This window comes from Nonomuraea sp. NPDC049714 (assembly GCF_044465295.1).
Classification (GTDB): Bacteria; Actinomycetota; Actinomycetes; order Streptosporangiales; family Streptosporangiaceae; genus Nonomuraea.
The window spans coordinates 478204-493768 of record NZ_JBITLM010000007.1 but is presented as its reverse complement, the minus strand read 5'-3'; the positions used below and the strand labels follow the sequence as shown (position 1 = coordinate 493768).

Annotated in this window: 13 protein-coding genes; 6 read left to right on the top strand and 7 right to left on the bottom strand. The window is 71.5% G+C overall.

Going from position 1 to position 15565, the window contains the following annotated elements; all coding sequences use genetic code 11:
• Positions 1-34: 34 nt before the first annotated feature.
• The 5 genes from ACIBQX_RS28485 to ACIBQX_RS28465 all read right to left on the bottom strand — a co-directional run bounded on the left by ACIBQX_RS28485 (position 35) and on the right by ACIBQX_RS28465 (position 4657).
• Entirely contained in the window at positions 35-1099 is a 1065-nt protein-coding gene (locus tag ACIBQX_RS28485) for a LacI family DNA-binding transcriptional regulator (RefSeq protein ID WP_397009700.1), read from the bottom strand.
• A gap of 124 nt (positions 1100-1223) precedes the next feature.
• The gene (locus ACIBQX_RS28480) at positions 1224-2186 is read right to left on the bottom strand and encodes a glycine betaine ABC transporter substrate-binding protein (protein ID WP_397009698.1); all 963 of its coding nucleotides are present in this window, start codon (positions 2184-2186) and stop codon (positions 1224-1226) included.
• A 39-nt stretch (positions 2187-2225) separates the two neighbouring features.
• On the bottom strand, positions 2226-2993 hold the full coding sequence (locus ACIBQX_RS28475; protein ID WP_397009696.1) for an ABC transporter permease: 768 nt from the start codon (positions 2991-2993) through the stop codon (positions 2226-2228).
• Entirely contained in the window at positions 2983-4017 is a 1035-nt protein-coding gene (locus tag ACIBQX_RS28470; protein WP_397009694.1) for an ABC transporter ATP-binding protein, read from the bottom strand. Before ACIBQX_RS28470 ends, ACIBQX_RS28475 begins: the two co-directional genes overlap by 11 nt.
• Positions 4004-4657, bottom strand: a complete 654-nt coding sequence (locus tag ACIBQX_RS28465) for an ABC transporter permease (RefSeq protein ID WP_397009692.1) — start codon at positions 4655-4657, stop codon at positions 4004-4006. Before ACIBQX_RS28465 ends, ACIBQX_RS28470 begins: the two co-directional genes overlap by 14 nt.
• Before the next feature lie 111 nt (positions 4658-4768).
• On the opposite strand from ACIBQX_RS28465, the gene ACIBQX_RS28460 reads away from it, so the two are divergent.
• Positions 4769-5566 (top strand): IclR family transcriptional regulator, encoded by a 798-nt coding sequence (locus ACIBQX_RS28460; RefSeq protein WP_397009690.1) that lies wholly within the window; start codon positions 4769-4771, stop codon positions 5564-5566.
• 519 nt (positions 5567-6085) lie between these two features.
• Here ACIBQX_RS28460 and ACIBQX_RS28455 read toward each other — a convergent pair.
• Entirely contained in the window at positions 6086-7783 is a 1698-nt protein-coding gene (locus tag ACIBQX_RS28455) for a potassium/proton antiporter (RefSeq protein ID WP_397009816.1), read from the bottom strand.
• 64 nt (positions 7784-7847) lie between these two features.
• Entirely contained in the window at positions 7848-9134 is a 1287-nt protein-coding gene (locus ACIBQX_RS28450; protein WP_397009688.1) for an ArsB/NhaD family transporter, read from the bottom strand.
• Between the two features lie 277 nt (positions 9135-9411).
• Here ACIBQX_RS28450 and ACIBQX_RS28445 point away from each other — a divergent pair, with 277 nt between their 5' ends.
• The 5 genes from ACIBQX_RS28445 (at position 9412) to ACIBQX_RS28425 (ending at position 15565) form a co-directional block, all read left to right on the top strand.
• Positions 9412-10392 carry a histidine kinase gene (locus tag ACIBQX_RS28445; protein WP_397009686.1) on the top strand — a complete coding sequence of 327 codons (981 nt, stop codon included), beginning with the start codon at positions 9412-9414 and terminating at the stop codon, positions 10390-10392.
• Complete coding sequence (locus tag ACIBQX_RS28440; RefSeq protein WP_397009684.1) at positions 10389-11045, top strand: response regulator; 657 nt, start codon at positions 10389-10391, stop codon at positions 11043-11045. Before ACIBQX_RS28445 ends, ACIBQX_RS28440 begins: the two co-directional genes overlap by 4 nt.
• A gap of 113 nt (positions 11046-11158) precedes the next feature.
• Positions 11159-12211 (top strand): LacI family DNA-binding transcriptional regulator, encoded by a 1053-nt coding sequence (locus ACIBQX_RS28435; RefSeq protein WP_397009682.1) that lies wholly within the window; start codon positions 11159-11161, stop codon positions 12209-12211.
• The gene (locus tag ACIBQX_RS28430) at positions 12208-14220 is read left to right on the top strand and encodes a beta-galactosidase (protein WP_397009680.1); all 2013 of its coding nucleotides are present in this window, start codon (positions 12208-12210) and stop codon (positions 14218-14220) included. The genes ACIBQX_RS28435 and ACIBQX_RS28430 overlap by 4 nt, the downstream gene beginning before the upstream one ends.
• Positions 14221-14233: 13 nt before the next feature.
• Positions 14234-15565 carry an ABC transporter substrate-binding protein gene (locus tag ACIBQX_RS28425; RefSeq protein WP_397009678.1) on the top strand — a complete coding sequence of 444 codons (1332 nt, stop codon included), beginning with the start codon at positions 14234-14236 and terminating at the stop codon, positions 15563-15565.

The following is a 15565-nucleotide window of genomic DNA, read 5'->3' as shown; positions in this document are numbered from 1 at the left end:
GTGTGCCCGCCGCGTCACGCCACCGTCAAGGCGCTCAGACGGCCTCGGCGCCACCCGTCGAGCCCGTCGAGCCCGCCGATCCCGCAGCTCTGGTGCTCTCCCTGACGACCAGGAGGCCCCGTACGGTGAGGTGCTCGGGGGCGGACTTCTCGCGCAACGCCAGGCGGATGGACTCGGCGCCCACGTGGGCCAGGGGAAGACCCACGGTGGTCAGCCGGGGCGTCACGTCGGCGGCCAGCTGGATGTCGTCGATGCCGGTCACGGACACGTCACCGGGGACGGCGACCCCGGCCGCGCGCAGGCCCGACAGGGCGCCGATCGCGATGACGTCGCTGACCGCGAGCACCGCGTCGCAGCGTCCGGCGGGCAGCTCGCGCACGGCGTCGAAGCCGCCCTGGCGGCTCGCCTCGCCGTGCGCGACCTTGATGTGCCGGGGCTGGACGCCACCGGCGCGCAGCCCCTCGACCATGCCGGCGACCCGGCCGGAGAAGTTGACCCGGTCGGCCGGCCCGGCCAGGATCGTCACCCGCCGGTGCCCGGTCTGAGCGACGTGCTCCCCCGCCACGCGGCCCGCGCCGTGGTTGTCGAAGGCGATCGAGTCGAACGAGCCGTGGGTCACGCCCACGATCACCACCCGCCCGCCGTCGCGCTCGTAGGCGTGCAGCTCGCCGAGCAGGCGGGCGTCGAGCTCGCCGGCCCCGAACCTGCTGGAGGCGAGCACGAGCGCGCGCGGGCGCAGCGAGCGCAGCAGGCGGACGGCTTCGAGCTGCCGGTCGGGGGCTGCCTGCGTCGAGCAGACGGTGACGAAGACGCCGGACATCCGCGCCCGCCGCTCCATCTCCGCCACCACGATCCCCATGGCGGGGGTGGTCAGGTCGTCGGCGACGAGGGTGACGGCGTCGCCGGCGCGCCGCATCGCCCTGGCCGAGGCGTCCGCGGTGTAGCGCAGGGCGGCCGCCGCGGCGAGGACGCGCTGCTCGTACTCCGGCGCCACCGTCCGTGAGCTGCCGCCCAGGACGCGGGAGGCGGTCGCCACCGAGACGCCTGCCGCCGCGGCCACGTCGTGCAGCGTGACCGTCCGTCTCGCCGCACGGGGCATCCGGGGTCCTCTCCACGACGTCGTCGGGCGCGTACTGCATGGTAGCCCGGTCGCGGGCGCCGAAAGTTTCGGCCCATGGTCTCGTACGCGTCCGGCGAGACGCCGCGGCCGGTCCCCGCCTGGGTCAGGCGCCCAGGAAGCCGGCCTCCTTGAGCCAGTCGGCCGAGACCTTGGCCGGCTCCATGCCCTCGACGTCGACCTTGGCGTTGAGCTTCTGCATGGTGGCGTCGTCCAGCTTGGCGATCACCGGGTTGAAGACCTCCGCCAGCTCGGGGTGCTTCTGGAAGATCTCGTCCCGCACGGTCACGGCGGCGTTGTAGACGGGGAAGAACTTCTTGTCGTCCTCCAGCACCGTCAGCCCGAGCGCGGCGATGCGCCCGTCGGTGGTGAACACCTCGCCGAAGTTGCAGGTCTGGCCCTTGTCCGTCTCGGTGTAGACGACGCCGGTGTCCAGCAGCGCGATCCGGTCCTTGGGGATCTTGAAGTCGTAGGCCTTGGTGAGGCCGGGCAGCCCGTCGTCACGGGTGGAGAACTCGGTCTCGATGCAGATCGAGACCTCCTCCGGCTTGGTCTCGGCGAGCTTCGCCACGTCCGAGACGGTCTTGACGCCGAGCTCCGTGGCCTTCTCCGAGCGGATCGCCAGAGCGTAGGTGTTGTTCAGCGGGGTCGGGCCGATCCAGTGGATCTTGTTCTGCTTCTTGTCGGCCTCCGAGGTGGCCTTGAACTGCTCGGCCGGGTCGGCGATCGGCTCGGTGTTCTTCAGGTGCTCGATCCACCCGGTGCCCGAGTACTCCCAGTAGAGGTCGATCTCACCGCCGAGCAGGGCCTTGCGGTTGGTCACCGTGCCGCCCAGGTTGGTCTTGTCCTCCACCTCGGCGCCGTGCGCCTTCAGCAGGTGGACCGCGATCTGGCCGAGCATGATGTTCTCGGTGAAGTCCTTGGAGCCGACGACGAACGACGCGCCGTCGAGCTCGCCGCCCGCGCTGGCGGTGGCGACGGTGTCAGATCCACCGCAGGCGCTCACGGTCATGGTCAACGCGGCCGCGGCGAGCAGCGCGAGCGTACGGTGGAGGGGACGGCCTTGCATGCGAAAACACCTCTTGCTGGGGGATTGCCGGAAAAACGGTTACATGCCGCGGGGCTTGAGCAGGCTCTCGGCGAGCCCGCCCAGCCAGTCGATGAAGAAGGCGATGCACGCGGTCAGCACGCCGCCGACGATGGTCACGGGCAGGCGGTTGAGTTTGAGCCCGTTGATGATCAGCTCGCCCAGCCCGCCGGCGGCCACGAAGGCGCCGAGGGTGGCGACGCCGACGGTCAGCACCAGGGCGGTGCGCAGGCCGGCGAGGATGGCGGGCACGGCGAGCTTGAGCTCGACCCGGCGCAGGATCTGCCCCTTGGTCATGCCCATGCCGCGGGCGGCCTCGATGAGCGCGGGGTCGATCTGCTGCAGCCCGACCATGGTGTTGCGCAGCACCGGCAGCACCGCGTAGGCGACCAGGCCCACCAGGGCGGTCTGGAATCCCACGCCCAGCACGAACGTGGCCAGCACGAGCAGCCCGATGCAGGGCACGGCCTGGCCCAGGTTGCCCGCGGTGAGGATGAGCGGGGTGACGAGCCGGCTCTTGGAGCGCGAGGCGACGATGCCGAGCGGGATCGCGATGATCACGACGAGGGTGGTCGCCACGAGCGTCATCTGGAGGTGCTCGATGGTCTTGGCGACGATCACCGACCGGTTGAGGCTGCGCTGTTCGATGGAGTCGAGCTCCAGGGTGCCGACCCAGGTGTACAGGGCGGCCAGCGCGATGAGGATGGCGGCGGGGGTGAGCAGGTGGCGCAGGCCCGAGGCGCGGACGGGGTTTCGGGCCTTGCCGACAGTGAGGGTTTCAGCGGTCACCGGCGACCACTTCCTCCCGGACGGCGGACGTAGGAGATCCCACTGCCGCGCAGAGCGTGGCGTAGGTGAGCACGCCGGACGGCGTGCGGCACCGGTCGGTGCCGTGCGCGACCATCAGGTCCAGCGCCTCGCGCAGGCTGGCGTCCGCCGCGATCCGCGGCAGCGCGCCACCTGACCGCGCCGACTCCTGCGCCGTCTCCCGGGCTGTCTCCTGCACCGTCTCCTGGGGTACGTCCTCCACCCGGAGCAGCGCGAGCCGCTTGAGCGTGGCGTCCTGGCCGATGAAGCCGGCCACGTAGTCGTCGGCCGGGTCGGCCAGGATGTTGGCGGGCGTGTCGTACTGCGCGATGTGCGAGCGGTCCTTCAGCACGGCGATGCGGTCGCCGAGCTTGATGGCCTCCTCGAAGTCGTGCGTGACGAAGATGATGGTCTTGCGCAGCTGCTTCTGCAGCTTGACGAACTCGTTCTGCAGGTGCTCGCGGGTGATGGGGTCGGTGGCGCCGAACGGCTCGTCCATCAGCATCACCGGCGGGTCGGCGGCGAGCGCTCTGGCGACGCCCACCCGCTGCTGCTGACCGCCGGAGAGCTGGCGCGGGTAGCGGTCCCGGAACGTCGCCGGGTCCAGGTGCACCAGCGCGAGCAGCTCTTCCACCCGCTCGGCGATCCGGGGGGCCGGCCAGCCGAGCAGCTTGGGGACCAGGGCGATGTTCTGTCCCACGGTCTGGTGCGGGAACAGGCCGACCTGCTGGATGGCGTAGCCGATGTGCCTGCGCAGCTCGTCGGGGTGCAGGCTGAGGATGTCCTCGCCGCCGATGCGGATCTCACCCGACGTGGGCTCCACCAGGCGGTTGATCATCTTCATCGTGGTGGTCTTGCCGCAGCCCGACGGGCCGACGAAGACGACGAGTTCGCCGGCGGGGATGACGAGGTTGACGTTGTCGACCGCTGGAGCGGGCTGCCCCGGGTAGTGCTTGGTCAGCGCCCGCAACTCGATGCGGACTCCTTCGGGATCACGGTCGAACACGAAGCCCCCTGGGCGTGGTCAGATGGCGGACGGCTGAGAAGAACGCGTCGAACAGCACCGCGATGATCACGATGCCGAGCGTGCCCGCGAGCGTGGCGTTGAGAGAGTTGACGGAGCCGAGCCGGGAGAGCCCCTCGAAGATCTGGCTGCCGAGGCCGGGCCCGTCGACGTAGGCGGCGATCGCCGCGATGCCGATCAGCATCTGCGCGGAGATGCGCACACCCGCCAGGATCAGCGGCCAGGCCAGCGGCAACCTCAGCCGCAGCAGCAGGCGGACGGCGCCCATGCCCATCCCGCGTCCGGCCTCCACGGTGGCGACGTCCACGCCGCTCAGCCCGGTGACGGTGTTCCTGATGATCGGCAGGAACGCGTACACGGTGAGCGCTATCAGCGTTGAGCCCCAGCCGAGCCCGGTGATCGGGATGAGCAGGGTGAGCAGGGCCAGGGAGGGGATCGTGAGGATTCCGGCGGACACTGTCAGGGAGGCGCCCCGCGCCTTCGGTCTCTCGTAGGTGAGGAGTCCCACCCCCACGCCGACGGCCGTGGCGATGGCGATCGCGATCGCGACCACGAGGGCATGTTCGACGGCGGCCAGCGAGAGGGTGTCCCAGCGGGAGACCACGTACTCGCTGAAAGTCATAGAGTTACCGCCTTCGCTTACGCTTGCATGGGCTTGTAAACGTATGACTTGTTGCGGTCATTGCAAAACTTGTTGCACCTAGCGCAACGCACTTGTTATGAACGGATGTGGATGGACGAGAAGCTTGCGGTGTCCTCCGCCGGGCTCCGCCGGGACCTGGAGATCCTCGACGTACTCGCAGGTCACGGCGATGATCTGGATACCGACGGGTTCGGCGTGAGCTGGATCGCGCAGCGGCTGGGCCGGGAGAAGAGCCAGGTGTCCAGGGCCCTGCGCGCGCTGGAGACCGAGGGCATGGTGGAGCGCGATCCGCTGACCCGGCGCTACCGCCTGGGCTGGCGGCTGTTCGCGCTGGCGGCACGGACGCAGCAGGCCAGGCTCGTCCAGGTGTCCGCGCCGATCCTGCGGCGGCTGGCCACCACCTTCAACGAGGACGCCCACCTGTGCGTGCTCCGCGGCGACCAGGTGCTGACGCTGGTGTCGATCCCTTCCTCGCGTGCCTACCACCGGATCTGGGAGGGCGTCTCGGTGCCGGTGATCATGGCGGCGGCGGGCCGGTCGCTGCTCGCGGACTGGGAGCCGGATCAGGTGCGCCGGCTGCTGCGGGCGCCCCTGCCCGCCGGGCTGGACTCCGCCGTCAGCGACGAGGAGCAGTGGATGGCCGATCTCGGCCACGCGCGCTCCTTCGGGTACGTGGTCAGCGACGTCGAGCTGGACGACAGCCCGGCGGCGGTGTCGGCGCCCGTCTGGGATCACCGGGGGCTGATCGCGGGCGCGATCAGTGTGTCGGTCACCCGCCTGGCGGACCTGGCCCACGCGCACGAGATGGGCCGGGTGATCGCCGGGACGGCGCGCGAGCTCTCCACCAGTCTGGGCCTGCTGCCCAGGGCCGCCGGCGGGGAGCTCTGACGCGTCCATGCCCCTGAGCGAGGATCGGGGAAAGCTCAGGGGCGATCACTGATACGGCCCGGCCGGGCGAACGGGCAGGGTGGCCCTATGAACTCCGAAAGCCGCCTGGCGCGCCTCTCCTTCACCGCCGGGCCAGCCGCGTTCCTGGGCGGGTGGATCCTCATGCTGCCCATCGACGGTGACCTGGTGCCCGGCCCGTGGTGGACGGCCGCGCACGCGGTCTGGCTGACCGGTTTCCTGTTCTTCGGCGTGATGACGCTGGCGCTGCGGCGGATGGCCGCCCCGGTGACCGGCGGGCGGCGGGCGCTGGTGGAGATCGCGTCCGGGGTGGCGCTGGTCAGCGTGGCGGCCAACATCGCCCAGCTGGTCATCGACCTGGTCGCCGGGTTCACCGCGGCCGACGGCGCGGCCATGCGGGCGCTGTTCGACCAGGTGCAGGCCTATCCCGGGGTGGCGCCGGTGGTCTACGGGGCGGGCGCGCAGTTGTTCTTCGCCGCGCTGCCGGTGCTGGCCGTCACCCTAGCCGTGCTGCGCCGGGTCACCCCGGTGAGCGCCGCCGTGGCGGTGTCCGGCGTAGTTCTCCTGGCGGGGGCGACGCTCACCGACGGCCGGGGCTCGATCCTGGTGGCGGTCGGGATGGCGCTGCTGTGGCTGGGCGCGCTGCTGCTGGGCCGGGGCCCGCAGGCCGCCGACGGGCTCGGCGCGACCGGATAGGCGGGCGGGGTCGGGACCGCCCTGCTCGCCGTACCAGCGTGCCAGGCGACCCTGCCGCCCCACGGCCCGCAGGCGGCGCTCGGCCGCCTCGCGGGTGGCGCCGGTGGCCACGATCAGCAGCGTGTCCCCCTCCCGCAGCCCGGTTTCCGGCGCGGGCACGAACGTGGCCCGGTCCCGGATGACCAGGCTGATCACGGCGGGCGCGGGCAGCCGCAGCTCGGCCACCTCCACCCCGTGCAGGCGTGAGCCGGCCGGGACGGTCAGGGTGAGCAGCTCGGCGTCCAGCACGTCCAGCGGCGCGGACTCGATGTCCACCTCCCGCGCCTGGTCGGGCTGGATCACGCCGAGCGCGCGGGCGAGCGGCGGCAGGGCCGGTCCCTGGATCAGGGTGAAGACGACGACCAGCACGAACACGATGTTCAGCAGGTGGCCGCTGCCCGGCACGCCCGCCACGATCGGGAAGGTCGCCAGCACGATCGGCACCGCGCCGCGCAGCCCCGCCCAGGAGATGAACGCCTGGTGCCGCCAGGGGACGCGGAACGGGATCAGGCAGGCGAGCACCGAGGCGGGGCGGGCCAGGAGCAGCAGGACCGCGCCGACGAGGAGGGCGGGCAGCAGCGCGCCGGGCAGCTCGCTGGGGTCGACGAGCAGCCCCAGCATGACGAACAGGCCGATCTGCGCGAGCCAGCCGGCGCCCTCGGCGAAGGACCTGGTGGCCGCGCGGTGCGGCAGCACCGCGTTGCCGAGGACGATCGCGGACAGGTAGGCGGCCATGAATCCGGAGGCGTTCGCGGCCCCCGCCGCGGCGAACGCGATGACGCCCAGGCCGAGCGTGGCCAGCGGATACAGACCGCTGGCCGGCAGCGCGACATAGCGCAGCGCGGCCACCCCCGCCCAGCCCACCAGCAGGCCGACGGCCGCGCCGACGACGATCTGGTAGATCACCTGCCCGCCGATCGTGGCCAGGTCGGGCACCCCGCCGACACTGCTGAAGACCAGCACCAGGATGACGGTGGGGGCGTCGTTGAACCCGGACTCGGCCTCCACCATCCCGGCCAGCTTCCGGGGCAGCGGCAACGCTCGCAGGACGGCGAAGACCGCGGCCGCGTCGGTGGAGGACACGATCGCCCCCAGGAGCAGGGCGAGCTGCCAGTCCATGCCGAGCAGCAGGTGCGCGCCTGCGGCGGTGACCAGGACGCTGACCGCGACCCCGGCGGTGGCCAGCAGCGCCGAGGGGGCCAGCAGTTTCCGCAGGTCGGTCCAGCGGGTGCTGAGCCCGCCCTCGATCAGGATGAGGGCCAGCGCGCAGGTGCCGAGGGTCTGGGCGAGCTGGGCGTCGTCGAAGTCCAGGCCCAGCACGTCCTCGCCGATCAGCACGCCGACGGCGAGGAACAGCAGCAGGCTGGGCAGGCCCAGCCTGCTCGCGGTGCGGGCGGCGGCGATGCTCGCCAGCAGCACCAGCCCTCCCGCGAGCAGGACCACGTACAACTGCGGCAACGTCATCGTCACCACCCCTCCCCTTGCTCACGCGAAGCTCCCGGGAAGCTCACGGGAAGCTCCAGGAAGCTCATGCGAAGTAGCGCAGCCACACATAGCCCCAGGCCATGACCGAGCTGACGGCCGTGACGAGCAGCCCGTACTTGGTGAACTGCCAGAACGAGATGGGCTGCCCCGAGCGGGCGGCGATGCCGATGGCCACCACGTTGGCGCTGGCCGCGACGGCGGTGCCGTTGCCGCCGAAGTCGGCTCCCAGGGCGAAGGCCCACCACAGCGCCTGCCCGGTGCCGGCGTCCGGGGCCTGCGCGACCAGTCCTTCGACGATGGGGGTCATGGTGGCGACATAGGGGATGTTGTCGAAGAACGCGCCGAGCACGGCGGAGCCGAAGAGCAGCGCGGTCGCCGCGCCGAAGAAGTTGTCGCCCACCGCGCCGACCGCCCAGGTCCCGACGGTGGCGATGACGCCGGTGTGCACCAGCCCCGCCACCATCACGAACAGGCCCATGAAGAACACCAGCGTCGGCCACTCGACCTCACGCAGCGTCTCGTTGACGTCCGGGCGGGCCACCAGCATCATCAGGCCCGCGCCGAGCAGGGCCACCATCGACGGCTCCACGTGCACGACGGCGTGCAGGCCGAACCCGGCGACGACCAGGGCGAGCACGATCATGCAGCGGAGCAGCAGCTTGGGGTCGGTGATGGCACGCCGCTCCTGCAGCGCCATCACCTCGGCCACCCGGTCCGGGTTGTAGTGGAACGAGCGGCGGAACATCACCCGCGTCATCAGCACGAAGACCGCGAACACCACGACGACGATCGGCGCCATGTGGACCAGGAAGTCGTTGAACGTCAGCCCCGCGCGGCTGCCGATGATGATGTTGGGCGGGTCCCCGATGAGAGTGGCCGCGCCGCCGATGTTGGAGGCGAGGACCTCGGCGATGAGGTACGGCGCGGCGGGGATCGCGAGCCGGGCGCAGACCATGATGGTGACGGGCGCGACCAGCATGATCGTGGTGACGTTGTCCAGGAAGGGCGAGGCGATGGCGGTGATGGCCATCAGCATCACCATCAGCCGGTACGGCCGGCCCTGCGATTTCTTGGCGGCCCAGATGGCCAGATAGTCGAAGACCCCCGTCTGTTTGATGATCCCGACGATGATCATCATGCCGAACAGCAGGAAGATGACGTTCCAGTCGATCCCCTCGTGCTCGGAGAAGAACACCTCCGCGCCGGGGATCAGCCCGAACACCGCCATCACGCCGGCGGCGACGAGCACCACCTTGACCTTGTTCACCTTCTCGGTGGCGATGAAGAAGAACGCCACCACGAAGACGGTCAGGGCGAGGACACCGGTCATCGGTCGCGCCCTGGCGGTCCCGTCCGGACCCGGGCACGAGTGGCGCATGTGACATGCCGCGTCGATATCAAGAGTGCTGTCATGGCAAGTCCTTCACTGGAAAAGCATCAGGTCCCGCAATTCTTGACAATTGGGACACATGGCCACCATCGGGTCTGACACCCATCTCTCCCCTCATCCACCATGTAGGTCGGCACGGGTGAGCCCGCAGGCGTACGGCGCGGATGGTGGCCACACCGGATGGACTCCGGTCCTCGCGCGGGGGCAGGGTGGAGGCATGACGGACCAGCGGCAGCGAACACCGGTGCAGGCCCTGTTCAGGCGGGTCATCGTGATCAACGGCCTGGTGTTCACCATCGGGACGCTCGTCCTGGCGCTCTCGCCCGCGACGGTGTCCTCGCCGGTGCTCCTCACCGAGATCCCGGTGCTGACGATCGGGCTGGCGCTGATGCTGGCCGCCAACACGCTGCTGCTGCGCAGGAGCCTGGCCCCGCTGGAGGCGCTCACCGCGCTCATGCGGCGGGTGGACGTGCTGCGGCCCAGCGACCGGCTCACCGACAAGGGCAACGGTGATCTGACGGACGTGATCGGCGCGTTCAACGCGATGCTCGACCGGCTGGAGGCCGAGCGGACCACGGCCAGCGCGCACGCCCTGGCCGCCCAGGAGGGCGAGCGGCAGCGCATCGCCCGCGAGCTGCACGACGAGATCGGCCAGAGCCTCACCGTGGTGCTGCTCGGGCTGAAGCGGGCCGCCGACCGGGCGCCGGAGGAGCTGCGCGAGGAGCTGCACGCCATCCAGGAAACGGTTCGCTCCAGCCTGGACGAGGTCCGGCAGGTCGCCCGGCGGCTGCGGCCCGGCGTGCTGGAGGATCTGGGCCTGATCAGCGCGCTGAACGCGCTGGCGGCCGAGGTCTCCTCGATGAGCGGCGTGCAGGTGGTCCGCCGCCTGGACACCGGGCTGCCTCCGCTGGGCGGCGAGGCCGAGCTGGTGCTCTATCGCATCGCGCAGGAAGGGCTGACCAACATCGGCCGCCACGCCCACGCCTCCCGCGCGGAGCTGACCCTGTGCGGGCAGCCGGGCGGCGTGCTGCTGTCCATCGTCGACGACGGGCGCGGCGGGCCGATCCACGAAGGCGCCGGCATCCGGGGCATGCGCGAGCGCGCCCTGCTCATCGGCGCCCGCCTGTCCATCGAACACCCGCCGGACGGCGGGACCGCGGTGCGCCTGGCCGTTCCGGTCCGGGCCGAAGGGAAATGATCAGCTTGGAACCGACCCGCATCCTGCTCGCCGACGACCACGCCCTGGTACGACGCGGGCTACGGCTGATCCTGGACGCCGAGCCGGACCTGACGGTGGTGGCCGAGGCCGGCAACGGCGCCGAAGCCGTCGAGCTGGCCGACGAGGGCGTGGACCTGGCCATCCTCGACATCGCGATGCCGCGCATGACGGGGATCCAGGCGGCGCGCGAGATCTCCCGGCGCCGGCCGGAGATCCGCCTGCTCATGCTGTCGATGTACGACAACGAGCAGTACCTGTTCGAGTCGCTCAAGGCGGGAGCCAGCGGCTACGTGCTCAAGTCGGTGGCCGACCGGGACCTGCTGGAGGCGTGCCGGGCGGCGATGCGCGGCGAGCCGTTCCTCTACCCGGGAGCGATCACCGCGCTGATCCGCGACCACCTGCAGCGCGACGACCAGGGCGAAGGGCTGCCGGCCAGCATCCTGACGCCGCGTGAGGAGGAGATCGTCAAGCTCATCGCCGAGGGGCACTCCTCCAAAGAGATCGCCGACCTGCTGGTGATCAGCGTCAAGACCGTCGAGCGGCACCGCGCCAACGTGCTGGGCAAGCTCGGCATGCGGGACCGCCTGGAGCTGACCCGCTACGCCATCCGGGCGGGCCTGGTCGAGCCATAGCTCCTGTCATTCAGGACATCCCATAACCCCCCATTGACATCTGTATAAATCGGCCCTTAGCTTTGCGAAACGTTTCGACAAGCTTCTCATGGGCCGAAGGGGGCCGAAACCGGATGTCCTCATTACGCGACGTGGCCGAACGCGCACAGGTCGCGGTCAGCACGGTCTCCGCGGCGCTGAACGGCACCCGCCCGGTGGCGGCGGCGACCAAGGAGCGCATCGAGCAGGCCGCCGCCGAGCTCGGCTACCGCCCCAACGTGCTGGCGCGCGGCCTGGTGAGCAAGCGGACCCGGATCCTGGCGCTGCTGTTCCCCGCGCCGCGCAGCGGATTCGGCCTGACCGAGATGCAGTTCGCCACCGGCGCGGCCGAGGCCGCCAGCGAGCGGGGCTATCACCTGCTGCTGTCGCCGGAGAACGCCGACCCGATCGAGGAGCTGCGCCACCTGACCGGGCTGGGCCTGGTCGACGGCGTGCTGCTGATGGAGGTGCGGCTCGACGACGAGCGGACGCGGTGGCTGGCGGAGGCCGGTTTCCCGTTCAGCATGATAGGCCGGACCCGCGAGCCGGGCCCGATCGACCACGCCGACATCGACTTCGCCCGGATGGCCGGCGACGCGGTCGCGCACCTGACCGGGCTCGGCCATCGCGCGATGGCCTTCTTCAACCACTCCACCGACGGCTACTCCGCGCAGTACGGCCCGGCCATCCGCGCCGGCGAGGAGTTCGAGGCGGCCGCCCGCGAGGCCGGCCTGGGCTACGTCGGCGACTTCCGCGCCGACTCGGCCGAGCAGGGGCGGCAGGCGTTCGAACAGCTGGTCGCCGAGCACCCCGAGGTGACCGCGCTGGCCGTGATGAACGACCACGCGGCCGTCGGGGTGCTCGCCGCTGTGGCCGAGCACGGCTGGCAGATCCCCCGTGACCTGACCCTGATGCTGGTGCTCTCCTCGGCCCGGGTCGCCGAGATGTTCCACCCGAGGCTGACCACCCTGGAGCCGCCCAGCGCCGAGCTGGGCCGGCTCGGCGCCGGCATGCTCATCGACCGGCTGACCGGCGACGGCGACGGGCCGCCCCGGCGGCACCTGGTGGCCTGCCGGCTGGTCCCCGGCGACAGTTCGGGCCCACCGCCGGCCGACCGGACAGCCGACAGAACAGCGGGACGACGATGACGCCACGCCTGGGCATGCACACCCTCACGGCCGGCCGCGGCCTGCTCTTCGGCGGTGACTACAACCCCGAGCAGTGGCCGGAGAGCGTCTGGACCGAGGACGTCGAGCTGATGCGGGCGGCCGGGGTCAACCTGGTCACCGTGGGCGTGTTCAGCTGGGCACGACTGGAGCCGGAGCCGGGCGCCCGGGACTTCGGCTGGCTGGACCGGGTGCTCGACCTGCTCGGCGACGCCGGGATCGCGGTCGACCTGGCCACCCCGACCGCCTCACCGCCGCCGTGGCTGGGCCACCGCTGGCCCGAGACGCTGCCGGTCGACGAGTCGGGACACCGGCTCTGGTACGGCGCCCGCAACCAGTTCTGCCCGAGCTCGCCGGTCTACCGGGAGCGGGCCCTGGCCCTGGTGGCCGACCTGGCCGACCGCTACGCCGGCCATCCGGCGCTGGCGCTGTGGCACGTCGGCAACGAGTACGGCCAGATCTGCCACTGCGACGACTCGGCGGCGGCGTTCCGGGCCTGGCTCCAGGAGCGCTACGGCGATCTGGACGGGCTCAACGAGGCCTGGGGCACGACCTTCTGGAGTCAGCGCTACAGCGACTGGGCCGAGGTCATCACGCCGCGCCGCGCGCCGTACCTCATCAATCCCACGCAGCTGCTGGACTTCCGGCGGTTCAGCTCCGACGCGCTGCTCGCGCACTACCGCGCCGAGCGCGACCTGCTGCGCGCCCGTACCCCGGACACGCCCGTCACGACGAACTTCATGGGTCTGTTCAAGCCGGTCGACTACTGGTCGTGGGCGCCGGAAGAGGACCTGGTCTCCAACGACCACTACCCCGATCCGGCCGACCCGCTGGCCCCGGTCCGCACGGCGCTGGTCCACGACCTGATGCGCGGCCTCGGCGGCGGGCGGCCGTGGATGCTGATGGAGCAGGCGACCACGGGGGTCAACTGGCGCCCGCACAACCTGCCCAAGCCGTCCGGGCAGATGCGCCTGGAGTCGCTGCAGGCGGTGGCCCGTGGCGCGGACGGGCTCTGCTACTTCCAGTGGCGGGCCTCCCGGTTCGGCTCGGAGCGGTTCCACGCCGCGATGCTGCCGCATGCCGGTCCCGACACCCGGCTGCACGCCGACGTGCGCGCGCACGGGGCCGAGCTGCGCCGGCTGGCCCCGGTCGCGGGCACGCGGGTCGCCGCCCGGGTGGCGCTGGTGCACGACTGGGCGAGCTGGTGGGCGCTGGAGGAGCGCGGCCAGCCGAGCGACCGGCTCTCCGCCACCGACCAGCTGCTCAGCTACTACCGGCCGCTGTGGGAGCGGGGGGTGGCCGTGGACGTGGTGCCGCCCTCGGCCGACCTGTCCGCGTACGCGCTGGTCGTGGTGGCGAACCTCTACCTGATCGGCGACGCCGACGCCGCCGCGCTGACCGCGTACGTGCGCGCCGGCGGCGTGCTCGTGGTCGGCCCCTACTCCGGGGTCGTGGACCCCCGCGCGCACGTCCGCACGGGCCGGTTCCCCGCCCCACTGCGCGAGGTGCTGGGCGCCTCGGGCGAGGAGTGGCGGCCCGCGCCGGAGGACCGGCCGGTGCCCTGCCGCTGGGCGGACGGCACCGGGTTCGCCGCGCACGCCTGGACCGAGCTGGTGCGCTCCGACGGCGCCGAGCCGGTGGCCGCCTTCACCGAGGGCGACCTGGCCGGGCACCCGGCGGTGCTGCGGCACCGCAGCGGCCGGGGCGTCGCGTGGTACGTCGCGACGATGCCGGAGCAGGACGCGCTGGCCGAGCTGACCACTCGGGCGCTGGCCGACGCCGGCGTCGCCGGAGTCCTGCCCGAGGTGCCGCCCGGCGTCGAGGCGGTCCGCCGCGGCCCCGCGCTGTTCCTGCTCAACCACGGTGACCACGCCGCCGAGGTGCCCATCCCGCACCGCGCCGAAGACCTGCTCACCGGATCCACGGCGGAGGGACGGATCACCCTGGCCCCCAGAGCGGTCGCCGTCCTGCGCCCGCTCGACACCCTCTAGGAGAAAGACCCCCATGCACAGCAGAAGAACCTTCCTGGCCTCGTCCGCGGCGATGCTGTTCCTGTCGGCCTGCGGCTCGGGCGGCGCAGGTGACTCAGGCGACGCCGCCGCTCCCGCCGCCTCCCCCATCGGGGGTGACGAGAACGCCGCCGCGACGCTCACCTTCTGGGCCTGGGCGGAGAACATCCAGCGGGTCGTCGACCTGTGGAACTCCAAGAACCCCACGCAGAAGGTCACCCTCAGCGGCCAGGCCGCCAGCGACGAGCTGATCGCCAAGTTCCTCACCGCGGTCAAGGCGGGCAACGCGCCCGACATCCTCCAGGTGGAGTATCAGTCGCTGCCGACCCTCATCACCAACAACGCCCTGCAGGACCTGACCCCCGTGATCGGCGACGTGCAGTCCGCCTTCCCGGCCGGCACCTGGAACCTGACCTCCTTCGGCGGCGCCACCTACGGCGTGCCGCAGGACGTCGGCCCGATGATGCTCTTCTACCGCGCCGACATCTTCGAGGACATGGGCCTGAAGGTGCCCGCCACCTGGGAGGAGTTCGGCGCGCTGGCCGAGACAGTGCGCAAGAAGGACGACAAGCGCTACCTGACCACGTTCTCCCCCGGTGACGCGGGCTGGCTGTCCGGCTTCGCCCAGCAGGCCGGAGCCAACTGGTGGACGAACGAGGGCGGCGCCTGGAAGGTCTCCATCGACGACCCGGCGACCAAGAAGATGCTCAGTTTCTGGGGCGAGCTGGTCAACTCCGGCACGCTGCTCGGCGACCCGATGTACACGCCGCAGTGGAACAGCCAGATGAACGACGGCACCATCATCGCCTGGCCGAGCGCGGTGTGGGGAGCCGGTGTGCTGGCGGGCGTCGCCCCGTCCAGCAAGGGCAAGTGGAAGATGGCCCCGCTGCCGCAGTGGAGCGCGGACGAGCGGTTCACCGGCTTCTGGGGCGGCTCCTCCACCGCCGTCGCCGCCTCCTCCAAGCAGCAGGCGCAGGCCGCCAAGTTCGCCAAGTGGATGAACACCGACCCCGAGGCGCTGAAGGTGCTCGTCGAGATCGGCCTCTACCCCTCGGCCACGGCCGGCCAGACCTCCGGCGGGCTGGGCGCCGCGCCCGACTACATGGCGAGCCAGACCGACTACTACGAGTCCGCCGCCGCCATCGCGCAGACCGCCCGCGGCTTCAGCAGCTGGGGCCCGAACACCAACGTCACCTACGGCGCCCTGGAGGACCTGATGCCGACCGCGGTGAAGGAGAAGTCCGACTTCGCGGCCGTCGCCACCAAGGTCCAGGAGCTGAGCCTGGCGGACCTCAAGAAGCAGGGCTACGAGGTCTCCGGCGGCTGA

Bases quoted from the DNA above. Each gene is read 5' to 3' on its own strand.
- ACIBQX_RS28485 (WP_397009700.1), bottom strand. From the start codon at position 1,099: ATGCCCCGTGCGGCGAGACGGACGGTCACGCTGCACGACGTGGCCGCG.
- ACIBQX_RS28430 (WP_397009680.1), top strand. From the start codon at position 12,208: ATGACGCCACGCCTGGGCATGCACACCCTCACGGCCGGCCGCGGCCTG.
- ACIBQX_RS28425 (WP_397009678.1), top strand. From the start codon at position 14,234: ATGCACAGCAGAAGAACCTTCCTGGCCTCGTCCGCGGCGATGCTGTTC.
- ACIBQX_RS28435 (WP_397009682.1), top strand. From the start codon at position 11,159: ATGTCCTCATTACGCGACGTGGCCGAACGCGCACAGGTCGCGGTCAGC.
- ACIBQX_RS28445 (WP_397009686.1), top strand. From the start codon at position 9,412: ATGACGGACCAGCGGCAGCGAACACCGGTGCAGGCCCTGTTCAGGCGG.
- ACIBQX_RS28440 (WP_397009684.1), top strand. From the start codon at position 10,389: ATGATCAGCTTGGAACCGACCCGCATCCTGCTCGCCGACGACCACGCC.
- ACIBQX_RS28450 (WP_397009688.1), bottom strand. From the start codon at position 9,134: ATGACCGGTGTCCTCGCCCTGACCGTCTTCGTGGTGGCGTTCTTCTTC.
- ACIBQX_RS28480 (WP_397009698.1), bottom strand. From the start codon at position 2,186: ATGCAAGGCCGTCCCCTCCACCGTACGCTCGCGCTGCTCGCCGCGGCC.
- ACIBQX_RS28465 (WP_397009692.1), bottom strand. From the start codon at position 4,657: ATGACTTTCAGCGAGTACGTGGTCTCCCGCTGGGACACCCTCTCGCTG.
- ACIBQX_RS28455 (WP_397009816.1), bottom strand. From the start codon at position 7,783: ATGACGTTGCCGCAGTTGTACGTGGTCCTGCTCGCGGGAGGGCTGGTG.
- ACIBQX_RS28460 (WP_397009690.1), top strand. From the start codon at position 4,769: ATGGACGAGAAGCTTGCGGTGTCCTCCGCCGGGCTCCGCCGGGACCTG.